Annotated in this window: 23 protein-coding genes and 2 pseudogenes; 15 read left to right on the forward strand and 10 right to left on the reverse strand. The window is 69.9% G+C overall.

The features are described from left to right. Positions 1–162: 162 nt before the first annotated feature. Complete coding sequence (locus AC067M_RS45160) at positions 163–603, reverse strand: hypothetical protein (RefSeq protein WP_478702814.1); 441 nt, start codon at positions 601–603, stop codon at positions 163–165. Between the two features lie 4 nt (positions 604–607). Here AC067M_RS45160 and AC067M_RS45165 point away from each other — a divergent pair, with 4 nt between their 5' ends. Beyond that, complete coding sequence (locus tag AC067M_RS45165; RefSeq protein WP_478702815.1) at positions 608–787, forward strand: hypothetical protein; 180 nt, start codon at positions 608–610, stop codon at positions 785–787. 39 nt (positions 788–826) lie between these two features. Here AC067M_RS45165 and AC067M_RS45170 read toward each other — a convergent pair whose 3' ends face one another. Further along, positions 827–1,000, reverse strand: coding sequence for a hypothetical protein (locus AC067M_RS45170; protein WP_478702816.1), 174 nt, complete (start codon positions 998–1,000; stop codon positions 827–829). Positions 1,001–1,612: 612 nt separating this feature from the next. Between AC067M_RS45170 and AC067M_RS45175 the strand changes: the two genes are divergently transcribed. Together AC067M_RS45175 and AC067M_RS45180 are read left to right on the forward strand one after the other, a co-directional pair. Next, positions 1,613–2,041, forward strand: coding sequence for a DUF6153 family protein (locus tag AC067M_RS45175; protein ID WP_478702834.1), 429 nt, complete (start codon positions 1,613–1,615; stop codon positions 2,039–2,041). A 95-nt stretch (positions 2,042–2,136) separates the two neighbouring features. After that, the gene (locus AC067M_RS45180; protein WP_478702817.1) at positions 2,137–3,762 is read left to right on the forward strand and encodes a multicopper oxidase family protein; all 1,626 of its coding nucleotides are present in this window, start codon (positions 2,137–2,139) and stop codon (positions 3,760–3,762) included. A 28-nt stretch (positions 3,763–3,790) separates the two neighbouring features. On the opposite strand, the gene AC067M_RS45185 is transcribed toward AC067M_RS45180, so the two are convergent. Beyond that, entirely contained in the window at positions 3,791–4,441 is a 651-nt protein-coding gene (locus AC067M_RS45185; RefSeq protein ID WP_478702818.1) for a TetR/AcrR family transcriptional regulator, read from the reverse strand. Positions 4,442–4,639: 198 nt separating this feature from the next. Here AC067M_RS45185 and AC067M_RS45190 point away from each other — a divergent pair, with 198 nt between their 5' ends. Both AC067M_RS45190 and AC067M_RS45195 read left to right on the forward strand, forming a co-directional pair. Then, positions 4,640–6,073 (forward strand): MFS transporter, encoded by a 1,434-nt coding sequence (locus tag AC067M_RS45190; RefSeq protein ID WP_478702819.1) that lies wholly within the window; start codon positions 4,640–4,642, stop codon positions 6,071–6,073. A 238-nt stretch (positions 6,074–6,311) separates the two neighbouring features. Continuing rightward, entirely contained in the window at positions 6,312–6,824 is a 513-nt protein-coding gene (locus tag AC067M_RS45195; RefSeq protein WP_478702820.1) for a DUF4396 domain-containing protein, read from the forward strand. A gap of 154 nt (positions 6,825–6,978) precedes the next feature. Here the strand turns inward: AC067M_RS45195 and AC067M_RS45200 are convergent, their stop codons facing one another. Together AC067M_RS45200 and AC067M_RS45205 are read right to left on the reverse strand one after the other, a co-directional pair. After that, on the reverse strand, positions 6,979–7,326 hold the full coding sequence (locus tag AC067M_RS45200; RefSeq protein WP_478702821.1) for a hypothetical protein: 348 nt from the start codon (positions 7,324–7,326) through the stop codon (positions 6,979–6,981). Positions 7,327–7,926: 600 nt separating this feature from the next. After that, a pseudogene (locus AC067M_RS45205) lies at positions 7,927–8,094 on the reverse strand (transposase); the annotation flags it as partial. Positions 8,095–8,123: 29 nt separating this feature from the next. Here AC067M_RS45205 and AC067M_RS45210 point away from each other — a divergent pair. After that, positions 8,124–8,399 (forward strand): hypothetical protein, encoded by a 276-nt coding sequence (locus AC067M_RS45210; protein ID WP_478702822.1) that lies wholly within the window; start codon positions 8,124–8,126, stop codon positions 8,397–8,399. A 70-nt stretch (positions 8,400–8,469) separates the two neighbouring features. Here AC067M_RS45210 and AC067M_RS45215 read toward each other — a convergent pair whose 3' ends face one another. Continuing rightward, complete coding sequence (locus AC067M_RS45215; protein WP_478702823.1) at positions 8,470–9,261, reverse strand: SCO4651 family lipoprotein; 792 nt, start codon at positions 9,259–9,261, stop codon at positions 8,470–8,472. 981 nt (positions 9,262–10,242) lie between these two features. Here AC067M_RS45215 and AC067M_RS45220 point away from each other — a divergent pair. The 7 genes and pseudogenes from AC067M_RS45220 (at position 10,243) to AC067M_RS45250 (ending at position 17,548) form a co-directional block, all read left to right on the forward strand. After that, positions 10,243–10,875 (forward strand): hypothetical protein, encoded by a 633-nt coding sequence (locus AC067M_RS45220; protein ID WP_478702824.1) that lies wholly within the window; start codon positions 10,243–10,245, stop codon positions 10,873–10,875. A 102-nt stretch (positions 10,876–10,977) separates the two neighbouring features. Further along, positions 10,978–11,475: pseudogene (locus tag AC067M_RS45225) on the forward strand (alpha/beta fold hydrolase); the annotation flags it as partial. A gap of 709 nt (positions 11,476–12,184) precedes the next feature. After that, complete coding sequence (locus AC067M_RS45230) at positions 12,185–13,015, forward strand: class I SAM-dependent methyltransferase (protein WP_478702825.1); 831 nt, start codon at positions 12,185–12,187, stop codon at positions 13,013–13,015. A gap of 195 nt (positions 13,016–13,210) precedes the next feature. Continuing rightward, on the forward strand, positions 13,211–13,813 hold the full coding sequence (locus AC067M_RS45235) for a DUF4328 domain-containing protein (protein WP_478702826.1): 603 nt from the start codon (positions 13,211–13,213) through the stop codon (positions 13,811–13,813). A 195-nt stretch (positions 13,814–14,008) separates the two neighbouring features. Next, a complete protein-coding gene (locus AC067M_RS45240; protein ID WP_478702827.1) occupies positions 14,009–14,761 on the forward strand; it encodes a ZIP family metal transporter in 753 nt (250 codons plus the stop codon). A 76-nt stretch (positions 14,762–14,837) separates the two neighbouring features. Further along, positions 14,838–16,865: a S8 family serine peptidase gene (locus tag AC067M_RS45245; protein ID WP_478702828.1), complete on the forward strand. Its 2,028-nt coding sequence runs from the start codon at positions 14,838–14,840 to the stop codon at positions 16,863–16,865. 353 nt (positions 16,866–17,218) lie between these two features. Beyond that, positions 17,219–17,548: a hypothetical protein gene (locus AC067M_RS45250; RefSeq protein ID WP_478702829.1), complete on the forward strand. Its 330-nt coding sequence runs from the start codon at positions 17,219–17,221 to the stop codon at positions 17,546–17,548. A gap of 218 nt (positions 17,549–17,766) precedes the next feature. On the opposite strand, the gene AC067M_RS45255 is transcribed toward AC067M_RS45250, so the two are convergent. The 4 genes from AC067M_RS45255 to AC067M_RS45270 form a co-directional block, all read right to left on the reverse strand. Further along, positions 17,767–17,970, reverse strand: coding sequence for a cold-shock protein (locus tag AC067M_RS45255; protein WP_478702830.1), 204 nt, complete (start codon positions 17,968–17,970; stop codon positions 17,767–17,769). Between the two features lie 1,159 nt (positions 17,971–19,129). Continuing rightward, positions 19,130–20,119: an aldo/keto reductase gene (locus tag AC067M_RS45260; RefSeq protein ID WP_478702831.1), complete on the reverse strand. Its 990-nt coding sequence runs from the start codon at positions 20,117–20,119 to the stop codon at positions 19,130–19,132. Positions 20,120–20,905: 786 nt separating this feature from the next. Then, the gene (locus tag AC067M_RS45265; protein ID WP_478702832.1) at positions 20,906–21,355 is read right to left on the reverse strand and encodes a hypothetical protein; all 450 of its coding nucleotides are present in this window, start codon (positions 21,353–21,355) and stop codon (positions 20,906–20,908) included. Continuing rightward, complete coding sequence (locus AC067M_RS45270; RefSeq protein WP_478702833.1) at positions 21,345–21,815, reverse strand: cupredoxin domain-containing protein; 471 nt, start codon at positions 21,813–21,815, stop codon at positions 21,345–21,347. Before AC067M_RS45270 ends, AC067M_RS45265 begins: the two co-directional genes overlap by 11 nt. A 135-nt stretch (positions 21,816–21,950) precedes the next feature. Between AC067M_RS45270 and AC067M_RS45275 the strand changes: the two genes are divergently transcribed. Together AC067M_RS45275 and AC067M_RS45280 are read left to right on the forward strand one after the other, a co-directional pair. Next, positions 21,951–22,526, forward strand: coding sequence for an RNA polymerase sigma factor (locus tag AC067M_RS45275; protein WP_478702835.1), 576 nt, complete (start codon positions 21,951–21,953; stop codon positions 22,524–22,526). 5 nt (positions 22,527–22,531) lie between these two features. Next, entirely contained in the window at positions 22,532–23,191 is a 660-nt protein-coding gene (locus tag AC067M_RS45280; RefSeq protein ID WP_478702836.1) for a hypothetical protein, read from the forward strand. The last annotated feature ends 90 nt before the right edge of the window (positions 23,192–23,281 follow it).

Here is a 23,281-nt window from a genome sequence, read left to right on the forward strand (position 1 = left end):
GCGAGGAGGCTCGCGGTCGTCAAGCGGCCTGACCGAGTCCGGCGGCGGTCAGGTCCTGTTCGCGCAGCGGTGTGAAGTCGACGTCGAGTTTCGGGGCATACGCGTCGGGCTGGATGCCGAGTTCGTGGGTGCTGTACTCGCCGAACCGGTTGATGTGCTCGGTCAGGTAGCGGCGAGATGTGCGCCAGGTCTTCCGGGTCGATCTCCCATCCCTCCTCCAGCAGCTGCCGCACGATCTCCGCGATGTCGGGCGTTGTGGAAGATCACCGCGTTCGTGAGCAGCGCGTTGAACTTCATCGCCTTCTCCTGCTCGATGGGGTGGTTGTCGGCGATGACGCCACGGGAGAGCACCGCCGGGGACACCCTGCCCTCCAGCCGCGCCGCGACCTCGTCCGCCGACGCCCCCTCGTCCAGACCCTCAAGGGCCTGGCGCGCCTCGGCGGTCATGGCCGCAGCCTTCCTGAGCGCCTCCTGGGCCGGGCCGCCCTCGTCGATGTGCTTGAGCACCGTGCGGTAGTTCCCGATCAGGGACTCGACGATCTCCCGCTCGGCGAGCCGGATCTCCTCCAGCTCCGCCTTGGCCTTCTTGATCTTCGTCGCCACGCGCTTGCAGAACAATCGTCGCCAGGTCGTCCCGCACCCGCATCCGCGCGGCCGGCCCCAGGCGCTCACGGCCGTCAGCGCCGGGCACGTCCTGTTCGCCACGCAGAGCGGGGTGTACGAGTCGAAGGACCGCGCAAGATCCTTCACCAAGCGCCTCGATGTGGAGGCGAGCGGAGGGCACTGAGCCGGCCCGTGTCCACCGGTGCGCGGTGCCGCCGCGTGTTCAGCGGCCCTTGGAGGCCCGGCTGCGGCGGATGGCGAACCCACCCAGGAGTGCCACCTTCAGCAGGACCACAGCCAGGAGGCCGCCGGCGGCCCAGCCGGTCCACCGCCAGTTCGACAGCAGGACACTGCCGAGCCCGAGGTGTACAGCGAGGACGATCGCGACGACGGCCACGACGCCCACCGCCTTGAGGTGACTGCGGCGCGCCCCAGCATCCGCTGCCGACGGCGGCCTCGGGACAAACCGCGGAAGAGTCGATTGCCTGCCAGTTCACCTGCAGGTCCTCGCGTCGGCCGAACCTCCCCACGTGCCCGGCGGCGAGGTCCTGCAGCCGCTTCAGGTCGTCGTCTGCGTCCCCGTGGCACGGCGGCCCGCAGGGCCAGCGCCCCGGGGGTGGCCCGCAGGGTGATCCGGTCCCGCAGCCGACGCACCGACGCCCCGGTGCATGCGCCGCACCACCCTGGGCACCACCCCGGCTACGGCGGTCACTCGGCCCGTTCGTAAGCGCGCCGGCACCAAGAAAGTCCGCTCCCGGGACGGCCACCAGGGCTCAACCCTGTGACAGACGGGCGGCGACGCCGCTCGCCTTCATGCCGCCGCTCACACGCCCTCCCCTACCGCCATGTCCGACGCCTGGTGCAGGCGCTGATGATTGTCCCTTGTCATCTCAGCCTACCCATGGCACGGCGCGCCGGGAGGGCGGACCACCTTGAGACCGCCATGACACCTATACCCGTACGGGGTATGGTGGCCATCCTCGCTTGCAGGGAGTACGGACGCCTCGTGATGACGGTAGGAGAGTTGCTGCCCCAGCGCGGCGGTGCCGCCCGCTGGGTACGCGGGCTGCTCGTCACGCTGTGCGCGGTGCTCGCCGTACTGCTGCACCACGAGCTGCCCGACGCACCGGTCACCACGATGTCGGCATCCGCAGCACACACCATGCCGGGATCTCCCTCACTTCCTGCCGCCCACTCCCCCACGGGCTCACCAGCAGCCGGCGTCGTCGTGCACGGTTCGGACGGCGCCGCCTGCCCGTCCATGGTGATGGAGCTGTGCACCGCTGCCGGTGTCCACGTCGTACAGCTCCCGGCACCGCCCGAGTCACCGGCCCCGGCCTTCTCGGTTCCCGTCGCCGTGCTCGCGGGCGTGGACGCCGCACGGTCCGTGAGTCGTGCGCCACCCGACCTGTCTCTCCTTTCTCTGCTGCGCATATAGGCCGCGTCCCACGGCTTTCCGCGTCCCCGCGACGCCGGCGAGCCGTGTCCGGACCACCCCGAACGCCTTTCGCGCATCGAGAAGAGGATCCTTTCGTGAACAGCATCAACCGTCGCTCCGTCCTGCTCGCCGGGCTGGGCGCGGCCGGTACCGGCCTGCTCGCCGCCTGCAGCAACGACACCTCCAACAGCCCCGCCCTGCTCAGCCCGTCCGGTTCCCAGGTCGCCCGCACGGAGAAGAAGCGGACCAGTACAGGCAGGGTGCACCGCCTCAACCTGACGGCCGCTCCCGCCACGCTCGACCTGGGCGGCGGCATCACGGCCAAGTCCTGGGCCTTCAGCGGCCAGGCTCCCGGCAAGGAGATCCGGATCTCGGCCGGCGATACCCTCGCCGCCGAACTGTCCAACCAGCTGCCCGGCCAGACCACGACCTCCATCCACTGGCACGGCATCGCACTGCGCAGCGACATGGACGGCGTACCGCCCCTCACGCAGACCGGGGTGCGGGCCGGATCCACCTTCACGTACCGCTTCATCGCCGACGCGCCCGGCACGTACTTCTTCCACCCGCACGTCGGTGTCCAGCTCGACCGCGGCCTGTACGCGCCGCTGATCGTCGAGGACCCCAAGGAGCCGCTGTCCTACGACGACGAGTGGGTCGTCGTCCTCGACGACTGGCTCGACGGCGTGACCGGCACCCCCGACGAAGCTTTCGCCGAACTCAGGCAGGGCATGGGCGGCTCCGGCGACGCATCCACACCCTCCGGTTCGGCCGACTCGTCCGGTCACGACATGGGGCACATGGGCGGGATGGACATGAGCAGCTCCGGCATGGACGCCACGACGGCCTCGCCGTCCGCCTCCTCCGGGGACGGCATGTCGATGAAGTTCATGCTCATGGGCGCCACCAGTGAACTGCTCGGCGGCGACGCGGGCGATGTGAAGTACCCCTACCACCTGATCAACGGGCGGGTGCCGGCCGACCCGGCGGTGTACACCGGCAAGCCGGGCAGGCGCGTGCGCCTGCGGATCGTCAACGCGGGCGGCGACACCGCCTACCGGGTGGCGCTCGGTGGTCACCGGCTGACCATCACCCACACCGACGGCTTCCCCGTGGAGCACCAGCAGGCCGACGCGCTGCTGATCGGCATGGGCGAGCGGTACGACGTGCTGGTCACCCTCGCCGACGGCGTCTTCCCGCTCGTGGCGCTCGCCGAGGGCAAGAACACCACCGGCATGGCCCTGGTGCGCACCGGATCAGGAAACACGCCGAAGCCGACCGTACGACCGGCCGAACTGGACGGCCGGATCGTGACCGCCTCGCAGCTGCGCGCGGACGACGACGTACGGCTGGAGATGAGGAAGGCCGACCGGGTCCACCGCATCGAACTGACCGGCAGCATGGCCGAGTACGACTGGGCCGTCAACGGCCGGCGGTACGACATGGCCGACCCGACCGCGAACCCGCTGCTCGTCGAGGAGGGCGAGCGGGTCCGGCTCGACTTCGTCAACACGAGCGACATGTGGCATCCGATGCACCTGCACGGCCACACCTACCAGCTCGGCAGCACCGGTCCACGCAAGGACACCACCATCGTGCCGCCCAGGAAGACGGTGTCCGTCGTCTTCGACGCGGACAACCCCGGCCAGTGGATGCTGCACTGCCACAACGCCTACCACGGCGAGGCCGGGATGATGGCGCTCGTGGCCTACGGGGCCTGAGCCTGCGGTTCCCGGTCCGGGGCGGGACTCAGCGGTCCCGCCCGGGACCGTAGTAGTCGAGGAACATGTCCACCCCGCTGACGATGAGGCGATCGGTGAGGCCGTCATCGATGTGGGGTCCGTACGTGCTGAAGACCATGTGGGGGAAGACCAGCAGCGCGTAGAGGTGGATGATCGCGGCTTCCAGGTCGGGGATGACCAGTCGGCCCTGGTCCGCGAGCGTGCGCAGGGCGTCGGCGACGACCGGATGGTGGCCCTCGGGTCCATGGTCCTGCCAGGCCCGGCCGAGTTCGGGGAAGCGGTGCTGTTCGGCGGCCACCAGGTTGCGCAGCGCGATGACGTCCTCGTTCGTCCTGACGGCGTGCACCCAGGCGCGGGCGGCGTCGAGGAGGGCGGCGCGCAGGTCCTCGGCCTCGGCCAGTCCTTCGAGCGCGGCCGAGGAGGCATGGCCCAGGGGGTCGTCGAGCGCGCTGGTGATGACCGCGGTGAACAGCGCCTCCTTGCTGCCGAAGTGGTTGTAGACGGTCACCTTGGACACGCCCGCGTCGGCGGCGATGGCGTCCATGCCGACGCCGAAGCCGTCGCGCAGGAAGAGCTCGCGCGCCGCCCGGACGATGGCCTGCCGCTTCAGCTCCGCCCGGGGGCCGCTGGGGGGCTGCTTGACGCTGTCCACGCTCATGAGCCAATCCTAGCAACCGACTGAACTGAACAGTTGAGTTCACATGTACTGGGCCGTACAGTTCAGTTGCGGAGGCGGCGACTGCCTCCACCCGCGCTCATGGCCATTGGGGTGTCACCGTGCTCGGCGTCGCCGCCGCGCCGGCCTTCACTCCATCCCGGACCTCTCCACTTCCGCCCCTCGCGACAAGGACGCGTCATGTCACATTCCGCGAACGCCGCACACCAGGCGCCGGAACATCACCACCCGCCAACCGACCCACGCCGCTGGGCGGCGCTGGCCCTCATTTGCGTCGCGCAGTTCATGCTGATCCTCGACGTCACCGTGGTGAACGTCGCGCTGCCCGACATGGCCGCCGACCTCCACCTCGACCGGGCGACGCTGACCTGGGCGGTCACCGCGTACACCCTGTGCTTCGGCGGCCTGATGCTGCTCGGCGGCCGCCTCGCCGATGCCCTCGGCGCCCGCCGCACCCTCCTCGCCGGGCTCGCCCTCTTCACCGCCGCCTCGCTGGTCACCGGGCTCGCCGGCGGCGCCGCCATGCTCCTGGGCGGGCGGATCGCCCAGGGCGTCGGGGCCGCCCTGCTCTCCCCAGCGGCACTCTCGATCGTCACCACCACTTTCCACGGCCCTGAGCGCAACAAGGCACTGGGCGTGTGGGCCGCGATCGGTGGCTCGGGCGCGGCCGCCGGCGTCCTGATCGGCGGCGCGCTGACCGACGGACCCGGCTGGCAGTGGGTCTTCTTCATCAATGTCCCGATCGGCCTCGCCGTTCTCGCCGCCCTGCCCGCGCTCGCCCCCGCCGCCGCCCCGCGGCCGGCCCGGCTCGACCTGCCCGGCGCACTGCTGGTCACCGCGGGCACCGGCCTGCTCATCTACGGCTTGGTGGAGGCGGGCGACTCCGGCTGGACCGACGCGGCCACACTGCTGCCGCTGGCCGCCGCGGTGGCGCTGTACGCAGGATTCGCCGCGGTCGAACGGGCCAGCCAGGCCCCGCTGATGGACCTGCGGATGTTCACCCGGCGCCCGGTGCTCGCGGGCGCGTTCCTGATGCTGATCGCCACCGCGCTGCTGATCGCCTACTTCTTCCTCGGCTCGGTCTACCTTCAGCACGTCCAGGGCTTCAGTCCGCTGAAGACCGGCCTGCTGTTCCTGCCGGTGGCCGTGGCCACGGGCCTCGGCGCCCACCTCGCCTCCCGGTTCCTCGGCCGCATCGGCAGCCGCGCCGTCGCCGTGGCCGGCATGGCGATCGCCGCCGCCGGATCCGTACCGCTGACCCGGCTGACCGCCGGCGGCAGCGTGTACGCGGGCCTGCTGCCCGGCTTCGTCGTGGCATCCTTCGGCCTCGGTACGGTCTTCGTCACCGCCACCACCACCGCGCTGGGCATGATCGAGCACCATGAGGCGGGCCTCGCCTCCGGCGTCGTCAACACCTTCCACGAGGTGGGCGGCTCGATCGGCGTGGCGGTCGTCTCTACGGTCGCCGCCTCGGGAATCGAGGCCGGCTCCGTCGGCGGCTTCACGGACGCCTTCACCGTCTGCGCCCTCGCGGCGGCGGTGAGCGCCGCGGTGGCCCTGGGACTCGTACCACCCGGCAAGCCGCAGATGGCCGGGGGCCCTCACGTGCACTGACACGTCTGCGAATGGCCAGCGGGCACGGGTTTCTCGCCTCCCTCTGCCCGCAACACCGCACGAGCCGCAAACCGCGCCCTGGGAACAGTCAAAGTCCTCCCGACGGCGCACATGCACCGTGAAGCGCCGACCCTCCACCTGGATAGCACACACCTAGCTATATACCCCCCGGGGGTATATAGCTAGGGGCTCTGGGGCTCGGGAACGGCTCCCCCTGGACGAGAAGGGGGAAGAGGTCATGGACCACACCGCTCACCACACCGCAAGCGCTCACGACCACGCCACCCACAAAGGTCACGCCGAGCATGGCGGGCACGCGGGGGCATCCTGGGCAACGGCGGCGAAGGCGACGCTGCACTGCCTGACCGGATGCGCGATCGGCGAGATCCTCGGCATGGTCATCGGCACCGCCCTGCTGTGGGGCAACGTGCCCACCATGGTCCTGGCGATCGCGCTGGCGTTCGCCTTCGGCTACTCCTTCACCCTGTTCGCCCTCCGCAGGGCGGGCCTGGACTTCCAGAGCGCCGTCAAGGTGGCACTGGCCGCGGACACCGTCTCCATCGCGATCATGGAACTCGTCGACAACGGCGTCGTCGCCCTCAGCGGCGCGATGGACGCCCACCTGTCCGACTCCCTGTTTTGGACCGCGCTGCTCGGCGGCTTCGCCGTCGCATTCGTGATCACGACCCCGGTCAACAAGTGGATGATCGGCCGGGGCAAGGGCCACGCCGTCGTCCACGCCTACCACTGACCTCTCCCAGGCAAACGCGCCGGGGCGCACCCGCAGAGCGTGAGCCCCGGCGCGTTTGTGCTGCAGGGCGCCATCTGGCGATGCCCGGCAACCGACCGGCTCGGGCACAGATTCAGCGCGGCAGGAGGTTCTGCTCGCGCCGGCGGCGGCGCCCCTAGCGGGTCACGCCGCGTGGCTTGAAGACCGACAGGGCCGCCGCCATGAGCAGGACCAGCAGGGCGGCGGCCGCGTCGGCGATCAGCTGGATGCGCATGCCTTCCAGCCCGTCGCCCGCGAGTATGGCCCGGGCCGCCGCGTCGGCTGAGTGTCCGACCGGCTGCATGTGCACCAGCAGCAGCGTGGCCAGCACCGTGATCAGGAGTTTCGCGATGCGCCAGTAGTGGCGCCGCAGCCCCCAGACGGTGCCCAGCGACTGAAGAACGCCGGTCAGCAGCGAGGCGATGCCGAGGGGAACGATCACGGACCACCCCACCAGCTCCATCGCCACATAGGCGCCCTGCACCGTCTGGGGCGAACTGCTGGACAGCCCGGCGACGGCCAGCGCCAGGAAGGCGGCGACCGCCCCCCAGCCAGCCGACCGAGGTAGTGACTCTCACCGAACGCCTGAACATGCTGGTGGCATACGGCGTGATGCAGAAGGTGCCCTACGGCCGGCCGGCCACGGTTCCCGCAGCGCCATCCATGCCCGGCGTCCGCTGCGGATACCCCGACTGGTCCTCCTTGACCGGTCACTGGCTCGCCGGTCGTATTGGCAGCCAGTCTCGCCGTCACATGCGCCAGACCGGCAGCCGCGGCGTGCAATTGGCCTGGTCTGCGAAGGGATGCGCGGTTGATTCTGCTTACCTGCCGCGTCCCTTTGCCTGTGCGGGATCGTGCACGTGATGCACACCGCCATCCCATGGCAGGACCTGCCCGAGTCGCCTGCTCCCGCCCGGCAGGCGTACGTGGCACCTGGCGGGTGCTGAGCACGTCGCCGAGAAGTTCTGAGCCTCTCGGGTGTTTGTGCCGTCACCCGCTCCATGGGGCATGCGCGGACGGATGTCCGCGAAGCGCAACGCAACCCGGAACATGGCGCCGCGTGCGAACGGCCGCCGCTGTGCTTCCCTGTCACAGCTGGGATCTTGTCGAGCAGCGGCAGCAGTTGAGTGATGTCGTTACGGTTTCCACCGGTCAGCGAGACCGCGAGTGGGATGCCCTGCCCATTGGTGAGGACGTGGTGCTTGCTGCCCGGTCGTGCGCGGTCGACCGGGCTGGGGCCGCTTTTGGGCCCGCCGCTCGGGCAGCCGAGGGCGTGCCAGCGTGCCCGTCGAACACCGCCTCCGCATCACCCAGTTGCTGGACGACACCCGGGAGCAGCCGGCACAACTGCGCGACAGGCAGAGCGGCACCACATCCGAGGTGGCCCACACACTATTGGAGCACCTCAGCCACAGCGCCGGTCTGATCGACCAGGCCTTGCTGCACACCGCCGCCGCGGCCGTCGCCGGGGTGGCGCTGGAGGAGGTCGCCCGGTGGTCCCGCATGTCCGCCAAGGAACTGGCAGAGGTTCTTGCCGCGGGCCAAGACGACGGCTGACGGCCGCGGGCTGGCACCGTAGGGCTGTGATGGGCCGCCTCCTGCGCGGGTTACGCGGACGCCCTGTGCGTCAGCCGCTCAGTACGCCCGTGGCACTGCGCATCGGGAAGGTGTCCCCGGCCTTCGGTACCGTCACATGCACCGGCTTCCCGAAATCCGAGAGGCCCATGGTCACGGCCACACTCGTACCCGACAGGTTCACCGTCATCCGGGCCTGTACCAGGCGGCTGTCACCGTTGACCCACGCGTCCACGAAGACCGGCAGTTCGCTCCCCAGAGCGTCTCGGGCCTGGTCCGTCTTCTTCCGCACGTCCTGGGCCATCCGCTTCGTGAGGGTGCCGTGGTCGAGCATGCCGCGGTAGTGCGTCGCGCGCTCACCGCGGACGTTCTCTTGGCCCTCCTTGGAGATTTCGCGCATCGAGGACACCTGGCCGAGGACGTGCTCGGGGTCGTTGAGCGGAGCACGAAGCAGGTAGTGCGCCTCGGCCTCGTCGCGGGGCATGACACCCCAGGCGTCCTCGCCCTTCTCCTTCAGAGCAACGTAGATCTTGTCGCCTGCGAATATCTCGTCGCTGTGGCTGATGGCACCGCCGGGCAGGTCCACCGCGATGGCTCCCTGGTCTTTCGCCAGGTCGAAGCCGCCTTTGACGGTGAGGACGTACTCGTCGTCAGCATCCGCGATCGTGATCTTCTCGTCGATGTACGCCGTGTCCCCGGAGACCGCCGCGACCGCCGCCCGGACCGCCTTACGGTGGTCGGCGGCCGACGACGCCGACGAAGCGGCATGCTCGTTCTCGGTACCGGCCGAGGAACAGCCGGCGCACAGCAGCACGACTGCGACCGGCAGCAGACGACGACGCATCGGGCTCTCCAGACGTCAGGGGGCGAGGACTCGATCGGACCGCCGCTGACATGACGCGTCCTGCGTGTCTCGAAGTGGGGCGAAGTGGCACATAGTTGAGACTGCGACTTCCTCCACGAAGAGATCATATAAGGAGCGGACGCCCGTCTACGAGCCGTGTTCGCGGGCCCAAAACGCCGGCCGAATCCGCTCCGTGGCGAGCCCGTTCGAGCGTCATGCGTCCCCTCGGTGCCGCTTTCCCTCCGTCGGTGGGCGGCGCGCATACTGCCGTGATGACCAATCCTGACCGGCCTGGCGCAGCACCACGCATGACTGGGCACGCTGAGTCGACGTCGACCACCTGCAGCACATCCGCCGGCACGCAGACACCTACGCCCCCGCTGGTCTGCCGCACCTGATCCTCGAAGTCATGGCCTACGCGGCCGACGAGGCCATGAGTCACTGCACCGCGGACCACTGAGGCCTGGCGTCGTGACCGTACGGCTGCTCGACGCCGCGCCGCTCACTGGGCGCTTCACTGCGCGCCGCTGCTCCCGCCCCCATCCTGCGGCTGGCCGCGCTCGTACTGGCAGTGCACGACGCAGGTCCTGGCGGCCACGGCACGGACATGGACGCCCTCGCCGCCCTGTGCGGGCAGTCCCCTCAGCAGGCCGGAGGACTCTTGGACCGGCTGGCGACCATCCGCGCGCTGGCATCCTGGCACCACGGCTGGGAGACCGATGAGGTGGTCTGGCATCTTCCGTGGCAGCACGCGCTCCCCCCGCCTCGCCGTCCCCAGACCCCACCTGCGGCCCATTGACATGTGAGGCCGGAGTGAGCGGAACGCTCGAGGAGAACAACTTGCTCCGCTCGTCCGTACTATCTATGGGCAGGCCCCTGCGGGTTGGCTCATTCTGTCGTCCCGCACACATCAGGCCGGGAAGCACACATGCCCGCTGGCTCTGCGCCTTCGGCCCTGAACCGAGAAAGGTTGTGCGCCGTATGTCTGAGAACGCCTCCATCACCGAACTGACATCGCAGTACACCGCTCAAGTGACCGCCGATCTAGAACACAACGCCAAGGAACAGGAGCGTATCGGCGGCGAAATCGCTGCGTTGCAGGAGCAGTTGGCCGCCCTCCAGCGGGACCACACAGTGCTGGTCAGCATTCAGCATGCGATCGATGCGGCACCGGCTTCAGCTGAGCCTGCGGCCGGGTCTGGCAACGCCACGGTGCCCGCCCCCCGCAAGAAGACGGCCCCGCCGTCCGCGAGCACCAGGCGGCAGCGGACGAAAAAGGCCGCCGCCGAGACCCGTCGCGCACCAGACGGCAAGCCAACCGCCCACAAGAGGGGCGGCAAAACCGCAGCGGCGAAGGAAGCGGCACAGCCGACGCTGGTCGGCCTGGTCCGCCGCCACCTGGCGGAGCAGAGCGAACCGCGCTCGGCCGCGGAGATCGCCGCGGCCCTGGGCCAGGCCCATCCCGAACGCACCATCAAGACAAACGTGGTGCGCACCACGATCGAAGGGCTGGTGGCCAAAAGCCAGGCTCAGCGCACCAAGCAGGGCGCGTCTGTCTTCTACACCGCTCCCGACACCCCGGCACAGGCCGACCAGGATGAGGTGGCTTCATAACTGGCAGGCGACACCGTCTATCGCCGAGTTCGGCCAGCACTTGGTGATCTCAGGGCCAGAGAATGTCGATGAGAACTGCCACAGCCGAGAGGAACAGCACCCGTGAGTGAATGGCAGCTGGCCGAGACATTCCGCAGCACGTCGGGCGACGTCCGCTGGGGCAGTCTCGGACAACCCGGCCAGGATCCGGTCGTGCTCCTGCACGGCACACCCTTCTCCTCGTATGTCTGGCGGGCTGTCGCCCGCTCACTCGCCCGCCGTCACCAGGTGTTCGTCTGGGACATGCCCGGATACGGGGCATCGGAGATGTCCGCCGGCCAGGATGTCTCCCTGGCTGCCCAGGGCAGGGTCTTCACCGAACTTCTGGCGCACTGGGACCTGGAGGAACCACTGGTGGTCGCCCACGACTTCGGCGGTGCCGTCTCCTCGCAAGCATCACGCCTCACCGACGGGCAGGGCATCCCGCTCGCGGTGTCGCTGACCGGCGGAAACCGCAACGACGTCACGCAGTTGCTGCCCCTGCTGGACAAGGTTCCGGCCGTGGCCGGCGTCGTCGGCCGGACAAGACACCGACCCGCCGCACTCCTCGCCGATCGCGGCCCGCTCTAGGCCTGGCCAGGACCGACTTCCCCCGCTCAGAGGCCGAGGCCATGCACCTGCCCACACTCAGCGCACCCTCCCCGGCCTGGACATGCAGCAGGAGTTGACCGCCACCGACTTCCGGGTCCTGGTCAACCGACCGCTCACCTGACCCGGCAAGGAGCCGTCCACGGACGCCACCCCCGAGCAGGTCGCCGCTCTGCTCGCCCACGCCGCCGAGGGCACCGCACCCACCGCGCTGTCGGACGCCTCAGAACAGGAGGCGACCCAGTTCCGCAAGCGCCCGCGCAGCCTCGACAAGGGGCCCCGCTTCTGAGAAGTGGAAGTCCTAACGAAATGATCTTCGTGGTGGTTGGATCAGTCCGGGACTGCTGATCCGGGAGTGTGGGGGTGGCTCGGCCGAAGCCGTGGGAGGTCGACGACGACTTGTGGGGCGGTGATCGAGCCGCTGTTGCCCAAGGTCGAGCGTCGGACCCTGCACCCGGGGCGCAAGCGGCATCCGGGCCGGCTGGTGTTCCAGGGCATCCTGTTCGTGCTGCACGGTTCTTACCGGCACGTCAGCCGCGAGTTCAGCGTGACTGAGGTGCTTTCACCGGGAACCCACGGCGTCTTCGGCAGTCAGGCATGTGCGGTGGGTTCGTTGCCCCACGATGGCCCGGGGACGGATCAGAAGCCGCCTGGCGGGGCGGACCCGTGGGAGGGTGGCCGCATGGCAAACGAGGTGAGGTTCGACCCCGACCTGTACCGGGGCACCGCGAGCTACTACGACCGCTTCCGTCTTCCCTACCCTGACGCGATGCTCGCCGACCTGGCCCGCCGCACGGCCCCCTCCGGGCGTGGACGCCTTCTGGACCTGGCCTGCGGCACCGGTCAGCTCGCCTTCCCGCTGCGCGACCGGTTCGCGGACGTATGGGCCGTGGACGCCGAACCGGACATGACGGACGCGGTCCGCGCCAAGGCGGCCGCCATCGCGGACGCGGCCCGCCTCCGGGCCATCACCGCCGAGGCCGAGGAGCTGGACGCGGACCCGGGAAGCTTCGAACTGATCGTCATCGGCAACGCCTTCCACCGCCTGCGCCGCGACGACGTCGCCAGGCGAGCCCTCGCTTGGCTCCAGCCCGGCGGCTGCCTGGCTCTGTGCTGGTCGACGAGCCCGTGGGCCGGCTCCCTGGACTGGCAGCAGGCATTCGACAGGCTGCTGCGCAGGTGGCAGGAGACCCTCGACGCATCGAGCCGCGTTCCGCCCGGCGCGGAGAGCCAACGGCAGGAGGACCCGGACCAGGACGTGCTCCTTCGCGCCGGCTTCGAGCCCGCCGAACGGCACCGGTTCGCGGTCGAGCACCGCTGGACGACCGACGAACTCGCCGGCCACGTCCGCTCGACGTCATTCCTGCCTCCGTCTGTGCTTGCGGACCGCGCCGCTGAGTTCGACGCCGAACTCAGCGCCGAACTCAGCCCCTACATGATCGACGGCAGCCTGACCGAAACAGTGAGCTTCGCCTACGACCTGGCCCGCAAGCCGACGCCGGACACCCCCTGAACGCTCGCCGCACGGACCGGCCTCCGGGGCGTCGGGGCGCGGCTCGGCGAACAGTGCGCTGACGTGCATCCCCGCGACATGCATCCCACGACTGAGGACCCGAAAGTCGTACATGCGTGCGGCGATCAGACCCTATGATCACTCCGCCCCAGTGTCCGCTGCGGCCGCACACGCCTCCGAGACAGGCCAAAGACGATGACGAGTACCGCCCGCAAAGCTCCCTGGATCCTTGCCCGCTCAGCGCAGGCGGCGATAGCGGCGGCCGCCGTGGCAGACGTGTTCCGCGCGGCGGCCGTCCGGGATCACTACCTGCACCACACGGATGCGTCCCTGCACAGGTCGGGCTTCATCTCCATGATCTTCCTCTATCTGGTGACTCTTGCGATCGTGCTGTTCCTCGTGTGGCTCGCCCGGTCCCGGCGCAACGCCCAGGAGCTGTCCCCCCGGGCCTCGCTCCCGAATCGAGGCTGGACGATCGGCGCGTGGTTCATACCGGTGGTCAACTTCTTTGTCCCGCGCCAGTTCGTCCTCGACATCGGGCGCGCGAGCTCCGCGTCGTGGGTGCAGAAGCGGGACACGACACTGGTAAACCTGTGGTGGATCGCCTGGATCACGCACGCGCTGGTGCTCGTGGTGGCGAGCCGGGTGGCCCCGGGGTCGATGGCATTCCTGGTGGTGGCGGAGGCGCTCATGATCGCGGCGGCCGTGCTGCTGGGGCTCGTCATCGAACGCATTACGGCGTTGCAGAGCGCCGCGCTCGGCGCCACCGTTCCGATCGCACCTCTCGCCCAGGCGTGAAGGCAGTTCCCCCGATGTGCTCCCCCACGGCGACGCGATTGGCTGCGCGCGTGACCCCCAAACGGGGACGAGGTTGAACGACCAGCTCACACCGATGGCCCCCTGAACTGCCCGGCGGCATGCGGGCGGGCAGGAGAGGTGGCAGCGTCACAGGAATCGGTCGAATTTCCTGCAGGCGCTTCAAGAGGGGCGAAGGTGGTCGGTGCGGTTGTCGAGGCGGGGGGACAGGGCGCGCTGTCATGGGGAGGGGAGTTCAGCCTCGGTCAGTACCTGGGCCTGGTGCTGATCGCGGCGGGGACACTGCTGGGCGCCTGGTCGGGGCGGCGGTGGTCGCATCGTTCGACAGTGCTGCTCGGGGCCGCGTCGGGGGTGCTGCTGGCCGTGGCCGGGGCCGACATCGTGCCGCACGCCGTTCACGAGGCGGCCGAGGTGGGGCTTTCCCGCTGGGTCGTGCCGGTGACCGCCGTGATGGCTTTCGCTCTCGTTCCGGCCGTGCGCCTACTGCGGCGTCGGTGCGAGCTGGGGCGTCTTGTAGGTGCCGGGACGGCTGTGGCCCTGGTGCTGCACCGGATGGTGGAGGGGATGACGGTCGTCTTGCTGGCCTCCGTTCCTGTGGTGGCCGCACTGGTCGTGCACTCCGTCGGCGAAGGATTCGCCTTGACGGCGGTCCTCGACGCGCGGGGCCGACGGCCCCTGACGCCGTGGCTGGTAGCCGCCTGCCTCGCTCCGCTCGCGGGCGGCTGGATCACCCTGGTGGCGCCCGTGCCGGAGTGGGTGCACGCAGTGCTCCTCGCCCTGGTCGCGGGCGTACTGCTGCGCGGCGCGGGCACGGCCCTGGCACTGGCCCGGCGCCGCCGGGCTGCCGGGGAACTGGCGGGGCCGCCGGTGTTGCTGGCACTGGGCTCGGCCGTGGCCGTCACTGTGGCGGCCGTGTTGGTCCTACGCTGACCATGCATGACGTATTGTGACCATATAAGCGCTGATTGTTACTGTTTTAATCGCGCACACATCTCTGGAGCTCGCCATGGCCCGGATCACCATCAACGGTGTGACCATCGATCCGCTGAGGCAGTCCCACGCGCTGGCCAGCGCATCGCTGGTCTCGCAGGACGCCTCCGCCTCCGACTATCTCCTCGTCCAGACCACCCATATCCCCTCGGCGCAGGAGAAGGAGCAGCTCGCGGAGTTGGGCGTGGTGATCCATGAGTACGTGCCGGAGAGCACCTATCTGTGCGGGTACCGGCCCGCCGACCTCGATGCCGTCCGGACCCTGCCCTTCGTTGCCTGGGCGGATGTCTATCTGGAGGGCTTCAAGATCGCCCCGTCGCTCCGGCCGAGCGGGCTGCAGTCCGATCTGGCCGCCTTGGCCGCACCCACGGCAGCAGGGGATACGCAGCAGCACGCGGTCGATGTGGTGCTGCATGAGGATGTCGATGCGGAAGCGGACGGCGTCAGACAGCGGATCGCCGATGCGGCCGGCGTCAGCGCCGACGACGTCCGCCTCACGAGGAACAAGGTGCGTCTCACGCTGTCAGGAGACCGTCTGGGCGCACTGGCCGGCATCGATGAAGTCCGGCAGATCGACGAAGCGCCCCAGTGGGTGAAGCACAACAGCATCGCCAGGCCGATCATGAACGCCACCGTCCAGCTCAACGGCACCGCGTTCCTCGGCCAGGGCCAGGTCGTGGCGGTGGCCGACACCGGCTTCGACCAGGGCTCCACCACCAGTGTCCACCCCGCTTTCACGGGTCGGGTGGCAAAGCTGTACTCCCTCGGCCGTCCCAACACTTCGGACGACCCCGACGGCCATGGAACACATGTGGCGGGTTCCGTTCTCGCGGACGGTCACTCGACCACCATGGGTGGTCCCGTCCAGGGCACCGCGCCCCGGGCCACTCTGGTGCTGCAGTCACTCCTCGATCCCTTCGGGGGTCTCGGCGGGATTCCTGACGATCTGCGCGATCTGTTCGAGCCTCCTTACCGAGACGACGGCGCGCGCGTACACACAAACTCCTGGGGTCCCGAGCAGCCGGGGCTGCCCTACGGCAGCAGCGGGTTCGAGGTCGACGACATGGTGTGGCAGAACCCGGACCTGGTGATCTGTTTCTCGGCCGGGAACAGCGGCCATGACCGGGACCGGGACGGTGTCATCGACACGGCGTCCGTCAGTGCGCAGGCAGGGGCGAAGAACTGCGTCACCGTCGGCGCCAGCGAGAGCCGCCGCCCGGACATTCCCCAGACCTACGGCCAGCTCGCGTTCATGAATTTCCCCGTCAATCCCATCCGTGACGATCCGATGGCCGACAACCCCGCCGGAATGGCCGCCTTCAGCAGCCGTGGGCCGACCCGCGAAGGCCGGATCAAGCCCGATGTGGTTGCGCCTGGTACGTCCATCCTGTCCACCCGCTCCCGCGCGCTGGTGACGCCTGACATCCGCTTCGGCATCTCCTCGGATCCTGCGTTCTACTTCGAGAGCGGGACCAGCATGGCCACCCCGCTGGTCGCCGGCTGTGTGGCGGTACTGCGCGAGACCCTGCTGGCCAACGGCCATCACACGCCGAGCGCAGCGCTGCTCAAAGCCCTGCTGATCAATGGTGCGGTGGAACTGGCCGGCCAGTACCTCCCCTCGGAGGCCGGGCCCTCCCCCAACAACAGCTCCGGATTCGGCCTCGTCAACCTCGCCGGTTCGGTGATCGACCCCGGAGACCCGGACGCCGGCTTCAGCGAGGAGGGGCCACTGGAGCAGGGCGAGGAGAACACCGTCCGCGTCCAGGTGCCGGCCACCGGGTCCTTGCGCACCCTCAAGGTGACCCTGGTCTGGACGGACCCGCCCGGCGCCGCCCTGCAGAACGATCTCGACCTGATCGTCCGGGCCGCCAGTGGCCAGGAGCGCCACGGGAACATGGGAACCTCACCGGGTTTCGACCGCACCAACAACGTCGAGCAGGTCCACTGGGACAATGTCCCTCCGGGCGACATCGACATCATCGTGCGTGCCCACCGGATCACCCGCTTCCCACAGCCATACGCCTGCGTCTGGCGGATTCACTGACCCAGTCCGCATCGCCGGTGCGCGGCTTGCGATCGGCGGGTCGGCCCGGCACCACCAACTCGCCAGCTCGACGGACTGCCCGAGGAAAGCTGTCGACCACCCGCCGGGCGGCGGCCCCGTTCGTCCAGCGAACCAGCGGCATTTCCGCAACGACCGGCCGTCGGCTGACGTCGAGTCAGCCGACGGCCGACAGGGGTGCAGCAGCCGCTGGACGGGCTGCACGGTGGTGAGGCTGACGCGTGTGAAGCTGTGCTGCGAAGCGGCCTCCACGGCGGCGGCTTCGGCGCGTGCCGGTTCGGGAGCCCGTCGACGATTTCGAAAAGCTTCGCTTCACACAGCTGGAGCTGAGGCTTGTGGCCGAATCGGACGGTGCGGTCAGCGGTGCGCTGGTCTTCTCGGAGGAACCCGGAGCCGAACCGGCCGCCATGGACATGGTGGGCCGGGCCTCGGGTTCGTCATCCGTGGCGTTCACCCTGACCGGAAAGGGCCGTCCGAACGGCCCCGTCGCGGACTTCCACTACGAGTACGACGGCGTCGTCCTGCGCCACTGGGAGACCGGGACCGGCCAGCGGACGACCCTCGCCGGGACGGTCCTGCGCGCAAAGGACCACGGCAGTGGTTCCAGTCTGGCCAAGGCCGGAATGACGGCCAGCTTCCTGGCGGTGAGACTCGACGACGCGTGACCCGTCGAACATTTGCGGACAGGAGTCGATCGGGAGGATCCGCCGCGGCCGCGGCTCGGCCGCTGCCTTTGCTCGCCGCCTACGGCGCCCGGAACAGCTGCCCGTTCCGGGTGCTGGCTCCGATCGTCGCCCTAAGCAGCCGACGACCTGCCATCTGATCGCGCCATCCGTCGGCCAGGGCCCGCAGCACCTGCTCCGGGCCCTGGTGACGTCCGCGATCAGGCGAGGGTGATGTTCTCCGCCTGCGGGCCCTTCTGGCCCTGGGTGATGTCGAAGGTGACCGCCTGGCCTTCCTGCAACTCGCGGAAACCGGAGGCGTTGATGTTGGAGTAGTGCGCGAAGACGTCCGGTCCGCCGCCGTCCTGGGCGATGAAGCCGAAGCCCTTCTCCGCGTTGAACCACTTGACGGTTCCGCTGGCCATGCTGGTGCCTCTCGGTCGCTGTCAGGAACCGCACCGCGCGGCCCTGGAGGTGATCGCCCTGGTCCGGCACCGCACAGCAAAGCGCCCGCGCGGAAGCGCGGGCAGGGTACTGAACCACGACGTCTGGCAGCGACGCTACACGGCCCAACGGGCCATCACCACAGAGGCACAGGCATGACACGCACGGGGCCGGCGGCGCCAGCCGTGACATCCCTGCCGACGGGACGGTCCGTCTTCCGCTGGGCGCCGGCATCTGCGGCCCGCTCATGCCAGGACGAGGATGCCGTCGAACCGTGCGCATGCTGCCGGCAAAGGCGTGGTCGTGGTCGAGGTCGACTCATGGTCGGGGGTTGTGTCGCCCGAGCCTCCCGGCCCGGCCGGTGTTCCTCAGCGGCACCCGGACGGCCCCTTCAGCGATGGCGCAATTCCTCTGCCCAGGTGAGGAGCTGGTCTTCGAGGGCGAGGTTGTCGCCGCGGGCCACGGTCTGGAGCAGCAGGGCGCAGCCTCGCCGTACGACAGCAGTACATGTACCGGGCGATCCCCGAGGTGGTGGGCATCCCGGCACTCGCCGTGACCTGCTGGACCACCGCCCATGGCGACCTGCACCGGGCGAACCTCACCGAGTCCCTTCCGGTTCCGGACTGGGAGGGCTGGGGCCACGCCCCGGAGGGGTTCGACTCTGACGGTGGTGGCCCGGGCGTCGCCGTCGGGGTTGTCGAGCGCCGCGAGCAGCGTCTGCTCGCTCCTCGGCGCAGGCGCCGGGCGCACCACCGGGTACTCGCCCTGCTCCCGGCACTGCTCCAGGGTGGTGACGACGGCGGGCACGGCCCGGCCGTAGTTCCGGGCCCCGGGCCGTGGTTCCGCGGGGTAGGTGCCGTACCGGCGAGGCTCCCTCAGCGGCGGCCGGTCTCCTCCAGAACGGTGATGGTGTCTACGACCTGTGCGGCTGTGGCGTCGGCGGAGCGGCAGCACCCGGCAGGTGCTGTTGCGCCCCGGCTAGGGTCTTTCGTTTGGATCAGGCCGGATCAGGGAGCGGGGTCCGGTGCCGTGCGTCGCAAGGCGGAGGGGAGCGGCAGGGCGGAGCCCTGCCGACCGACGACAACGCGGCGAGGCGCGGTGCCGGGGCCCGCGAGCCCGGCATGATCCAGACGAGAGGCCCTAGCGGTTGACGGCTCGCATCCCTGCCTCGTCATACCGCTCCCCCGCCGCCTCGGGCAGCTGCGCGTCGATGCGGGCCAGGTCGTCCTCGGTCAGCGCGATGTCGACCGCGGTGGCGTTCTGTTCCAGGTAGGTGCGGCGCTTGGTGCCCGGGATCGGCACCAGGTCCTCGCCCTGGGCCAGCACCCAGGCGATGGCCAGCTGGGCCGGGGTCACGTCCTTCTCGGCGGCGATCTCCTTCACCTTTGCCGCCAGCCGCAGATTCGCCTCCAAATTGGCGTCCTGGAAGCGCGGGTTCTCGCGGCGCCAGTCGTTCGCGTCCAGCTCGTCCGGCGAGGTGAACCGCCCGGCGAGGAAGCCGCGGCCGAGCGGCGAGTACGGCACGAAACCGATGCCCAGCTCCCGGCAGGCGGGCAGCACCTCGGCCTCCACGTCCCGTGACCACAGCGAGTACTCACTCTGCACTGCGGTGATCGGGTGCACTGCGTGGGCGCGCCGGATGGTCTCCGCGCTCGCCTCGCTCAGGCCGATGTACCGCACCTTGCCCTCGGCGACCAGTTCGCCCAGCGCGCCGGCCGTCTCCTCGATGGGTACGTTCGGGTCGACCCGGTGCTGGTAGTACAGGTCGATGTGGTCGGTCCCCAGACGCTTCAGGGAGCCGTGGACCGAGCTTCGGACGTGCTCGGCCGAGCCGTCCTGCGGGCCGACCGTGCTGATGTCGCCGGGTACGGCGTTCTCCATCCGGTAGTTGAACTTCGTCGCGATCACGTACTCGTCGCGATGCCCCCGGATCGCCTCGCCGACGAGCGACTCGTTGGTGAGCGGCCCGTACATCTGCGCGGTGTCGAGGAAGTTCACCCCGAGGTCGAGGGCGCGCCGGATGGTCGCGATCCCCTCCTCCTGATCGGCGGATCCGTAGAAGGCGGACATGCCCATGCATCCCAGGCCGATGGCCGATACCTGGAGGTCCCGCAGACTGCGCTTCTGCATCACGTGTCCCAGCCTTTCCCTGCACACTCGTTTGTCGTTCGGACGGCACGAAGCCCCTCATCCATCCAGCGACAGATTCCACCGCCCTGCATCCCCTGAGGGGCACCGGGCGAGGTGGGCCCCCTGCGCCGCGGTGACTGCGACGCTACGACCTGGAGCGCACTCCAGCGCAAGTCAACCGTTCAGGGCCCGGCAGCTCGAACGGTTCGTTCGGCGTGACCACCGCTGGTTGCGCGGCTGCGACGCGGGCACCGCCGGCTCCAGGGCTCCGCCTCAGCCGGCAACGGCCACATCGGTCACCAACGGACGGGCGCCTCCTCCGCCCGACCGCACCCACCCGGCGCCCGCGGTCATCGACGACCAGCGCACGTGGCTGTTCGAGGTGCTCCGCGGCCTCTCGGCCGACCTGGGCCATCCAGACCCCGACCACGTCGCACGAGTACGCGTGACGCGTCCTGCTGCACGACGGCGCCTTCCAGACCGCGGAACTCGACAATGCGACGGTCACCCGCGAAACACTGCGCCGGACCGTCGACGAGGTCTTCCCCGCCCAGGACACCTGACAGCGCGGTGAGGCCCTCGGTCAGTGGCAGAAGGCGGACGGCGACACCCATCTCGTCGTCGTCACGGCCGACCGCCGGTCGTCCGGACGGCCTTCAGACCGCCGCCCGGCCATCTCAGGTCGCCGGGCAACGAGCCGTCTCCAAGGCGAGGACTGGTCCCGGGCTGCGGCTCGCGTTCAGGCCGTCGGTGCCGCTGCGGCCCGCCTGGACTTGTCCGGCATGGTCACCGCCGCCTTGTCCCCTCCAGAGTGTGCCCGTGGCGTCGACGGTGGTGGCGCTCGTAGTGGTGGCTGAAGGCAGCCATCGCCAAAGCGGTCAGGACGACTGCTCCCGCTGTCTCGACGTACAGGGTCGGACGGACCAGTTCGGCGTCGGTCGACTCGTCGAAGCCGAACAGGCCTGTGGTGAGGCTCAGGAGCAGTGCGCCCAGCGTGCCGGCCGTGAACAGGGCGGTGACGGCCGCGACCGCGCCGATCCGGCGCGCGGGGGTGACCAGCAGTGCCACGGTGAGCAGGATGCCGACGATGCCGTTGAGCAGGAAGAGCGGTCCGATGGTGGCGAGGTCTCGGTAGCCGTCGCTCCACAGGCGCAGATGGATCGCGGCCATCGCCGCCGTCAGGCCCGCGCCGGCCAGGCGCAGGACGAGCCTTGTGGCCTCTCCCCTAGTAGCCATTGTTCGGAGATGTGTTGTTGTCGGACGGTGCCGGGGCTGCGCCGACGGTGATGTTCGTCTTCATGCCGAGGTCCTTGTGTCCGTCGACCGGGCAGTAGAGCTCGTACGAGCCGGACTTCAGAGTCACCGTGAGGGTCGTGGACTGACCCGGCTGAAGCGTCTTGCTGCGGTTCTCGCCGCCCGGGCCCTCGACCTCCAGGGCGTGTTCGTGCTTGCCCTTGTTCTGCGCGGCGAAGGTGTACTGGCCGGGCTGGAACTTCTGCGTGGAGAGCTTGATGTGGAAGTCGGTCAGCTCCGCCGTGACCTGGTTCGCCGAGGTGCCGGCTTTCGGCGGGGGCGGGGTGGTGGTGCCACTGTTGCTGTCGCTGGTGCCGCCGCCTCCGCAGGCGGCGAGCAGGGTGGTCAGGCCGCCGGCGGCCACGCCGAGGAGCAGCGGGTGGCGGGTGTGCGGGGTGGTCATGAGTCGGTCCTCCAGTTCGTCCCCCTGCAAAGGGGTACGGCGCCGGCCGGCCGAGGGATTGCGGTCTGCGGGATCGCACGGACGGAGAATTGGCGTCAAGGCAATCTCTTCCGGGTGGCGGAACGTATCCCTGGTATGTGGCGCATGGGCCTTTCCCCCGGGCGGATGCCCGACGAGGCACTGCTCACCGGTCTGGCGACGGGCGATCCCGAGCTTGTCGTCGCGTTCGTGCGCCGTTTCCAGCGAACGGTGTTCGGCGTGGCCCTCGCGGTCCTCGGTGATCCTCAGCTCGCCGAGGACGTCGCCCAGCAGACCTTTGAGCGGGCCTGGAGGCACGCACAGGTGTACGACCCTCGGCGCGGCTCGGTGCGGGCCTGGCTGACGGCCATCGCGCACAACCTGGCGATCGACGCGGTACGGGCCCGGCGGGCGAGCCCGGCCGCCCTGGAGGAGCTGGACGCGCTGCTCGGCGTCGTGACCGAGACGCCCGAGCGGCGGGCGCTCGCCGACGACAGCGCGGAGCGGGTCCGGCGGGCGGTGGCGGCGCTGCCCCGGGAGCAGGGGCGGGCTCTGGTGATGGCCGGGATCTACGGAATGACGGCGCGGGAGGTCGCGGACGCCGAGGGCGTTCCGCTGGGCACGGCGAAGACCCGGATCCGGACCGGGACGCTCAAGGTACGAGCCCTCCTCGAGGCGGAGGAGAGGCGGTGAGCGGCATGGAGTGCGAGCGGCTGCGGGAGCTGGACGCCGAGCTGGCGCTCGGGGTCCTGCCCGCCCGCGAGCGGGCCGATGCGGTCGCCCATCTGGACCGCTGCCCGGAGTGCCGGGAGCACGTCGAGCGGCTGACGGCGGTCGGCGACGGTCTGCTCGCGCTACTGCCGGGTGCAGAGCCGCCGGTCGGTTTCGAGAGCCGGGTCGTACGGGCGCTGGGAGCGACGCCCGCACCGAAGCCCCTCGGACGCCGGCTGGGGCTGGCGGCGGCCGGTGTGGCCGCGGCCCTGGCCTGCGGTTTCGGCGGGTGGGCGGTCGGCACGGTGGTCGTGGACGCGCCGCCGGCCCTCTCACAGCGGACGGCCGGGGGCCTGCGGGAAGCGGCCCTGGTCTCCGAGGGCCACGAGGTGGGCCGTATCTTCGCTCATACAGGCGGCGAGAGATGGGTGTACATGTCCGTCGACCTCGACGGGGCCGACCGGGGGCCGGTGCGGTGTCTGCTCGTACACGCCGACGGCTCGACGGTGCCGGCAGGTTCGTTCCCGCTCAAGGGCGGTTACGGGTATTGGGGTGCGCCGACCGAGGTCGATCCGGCGACGGTTACCGGCGCCCGTCTGGTGGGCCCGGACGGGAGCGTCCTGGCTGCGGCGCACTTCGCGGGCTAGGGTCTTTCGTTTGGATCAGGCCGGATCAGGGAGCGGGGTCCGGTGCCGTGCGTCGCAAGGCGGAGGAGGGCGGCAGGGCGGAGCCCTGCC

It is taken from the genome of Streptomyces sp. NPDC043427, from assembly GCF_056436655.1.

Bases quoted from the DNA above. Each gene is read 5' to 3' on its own strand.
- AC067M_RS45275 (WP_478702835.1), top strand. From the start codon at position 21,951: ATGTGGCGCATGGGCCTTTCCCCCGGGCGGATGCCCGACGAGGCACTG.
- AC067M_RS45280 (WP_478702836.1), top strand. From the start codon at position 22,532: ATGGAGTGCGAGCGGCTGCGGGAGCTGGACGCCGAGCTGGCGCTCGGG.
- AC067M_RS45220 (WP_478702824.1), top strand. From the start codon at position 10,243: ATGTCTGAGAACGCCTCCATCACCGAACTGACATCGCAGTACACCGCT.
- AC067M_RS45265 (WP_478702832.1), bottom strand. From the start codon at position 21,355: ATGGCTACTAGGGGAGAGGCCACAAGGCTCGTCCTGCGCCTGGCCGGC.
- AC067M_RS45195 (WP_478702820.1), top strand. From the start codon at position 6,312: ATGGACCACACCGCTCACCACACCGCAAGCGCTCACGACCACGCCACC.
- AC067M_RS45245 (WP_478702828.1), top strand. From the start codon at position 14,838: ATGGCCCGGATCACCATCAACGGTGTGACCATCGATCCGCTGAGGCAG.
- AC067M_RS45235 (WP_478702826.1), top strand. From the start codon at position 13,211: ATGACGAGTACCGCCCGCAAAGCTCCCTGGATCCTTGCCCGCTCAGCG.
- AC067M_RS45260 (WP_478702831.1), bottom strand. From the start codon at position 20,119: ATGCAGAAGCGCAGTCTGCGGGACCTCCAGGTATCGGCCATCGGCCTG.
- AC067M_RS45230 (WP_478702825.1), top strand. From the start codon at position 12,185: ATGGCAAACGAGGTGAGGTTCGACCCCGACCTGTACCGGGGCACCGCG.
- AC067M_RS45270 (WP_478702833.1), bottom strand. From the start codon at position 21,815: ATGACCACCCCGCACACCCGCCACCCGCTGCTCCTCGGCGTGGCCGCC.
- AC067M_RS45255 (WP_478702830.1), bottom strand. From the start codon at position 17,970: ATGGCCAGCGGAACCGTCAAGTGGTTCAACGCGGAGAAGGGCTTCGGC.
- AC067M_RS45215 (WP_478702823.1), bottom strand. From the start codon at position 9,261: ATGCGTCGTCGTCTGCTGCCGGTCGCAGTCGTGCTGCTGTGCGCCGGC.
- AC067M_RS45190 (WP_478702819.1), top strand. From the start codon at position 4,640: ATGTCACATTCCGCGAACGCCGCACACCAGGCGCCGGAACATCACCAC.
- AC067M_RS45175 (WP_478702834.1), top strand. From the start codon at position 1,613: ATGACGGTAGGAGAGTTGCTGCCCCAGCGCGGCGGTGCCGCCCGCTGG.
- AC067M_RS45185 (WP_478702818.1), bottom strand. From the start codon at position 4,441: ATGAGCGTGGACAGCGTCAAGCAGCCCCCCAGCGGCCCCCGGGCGGAG.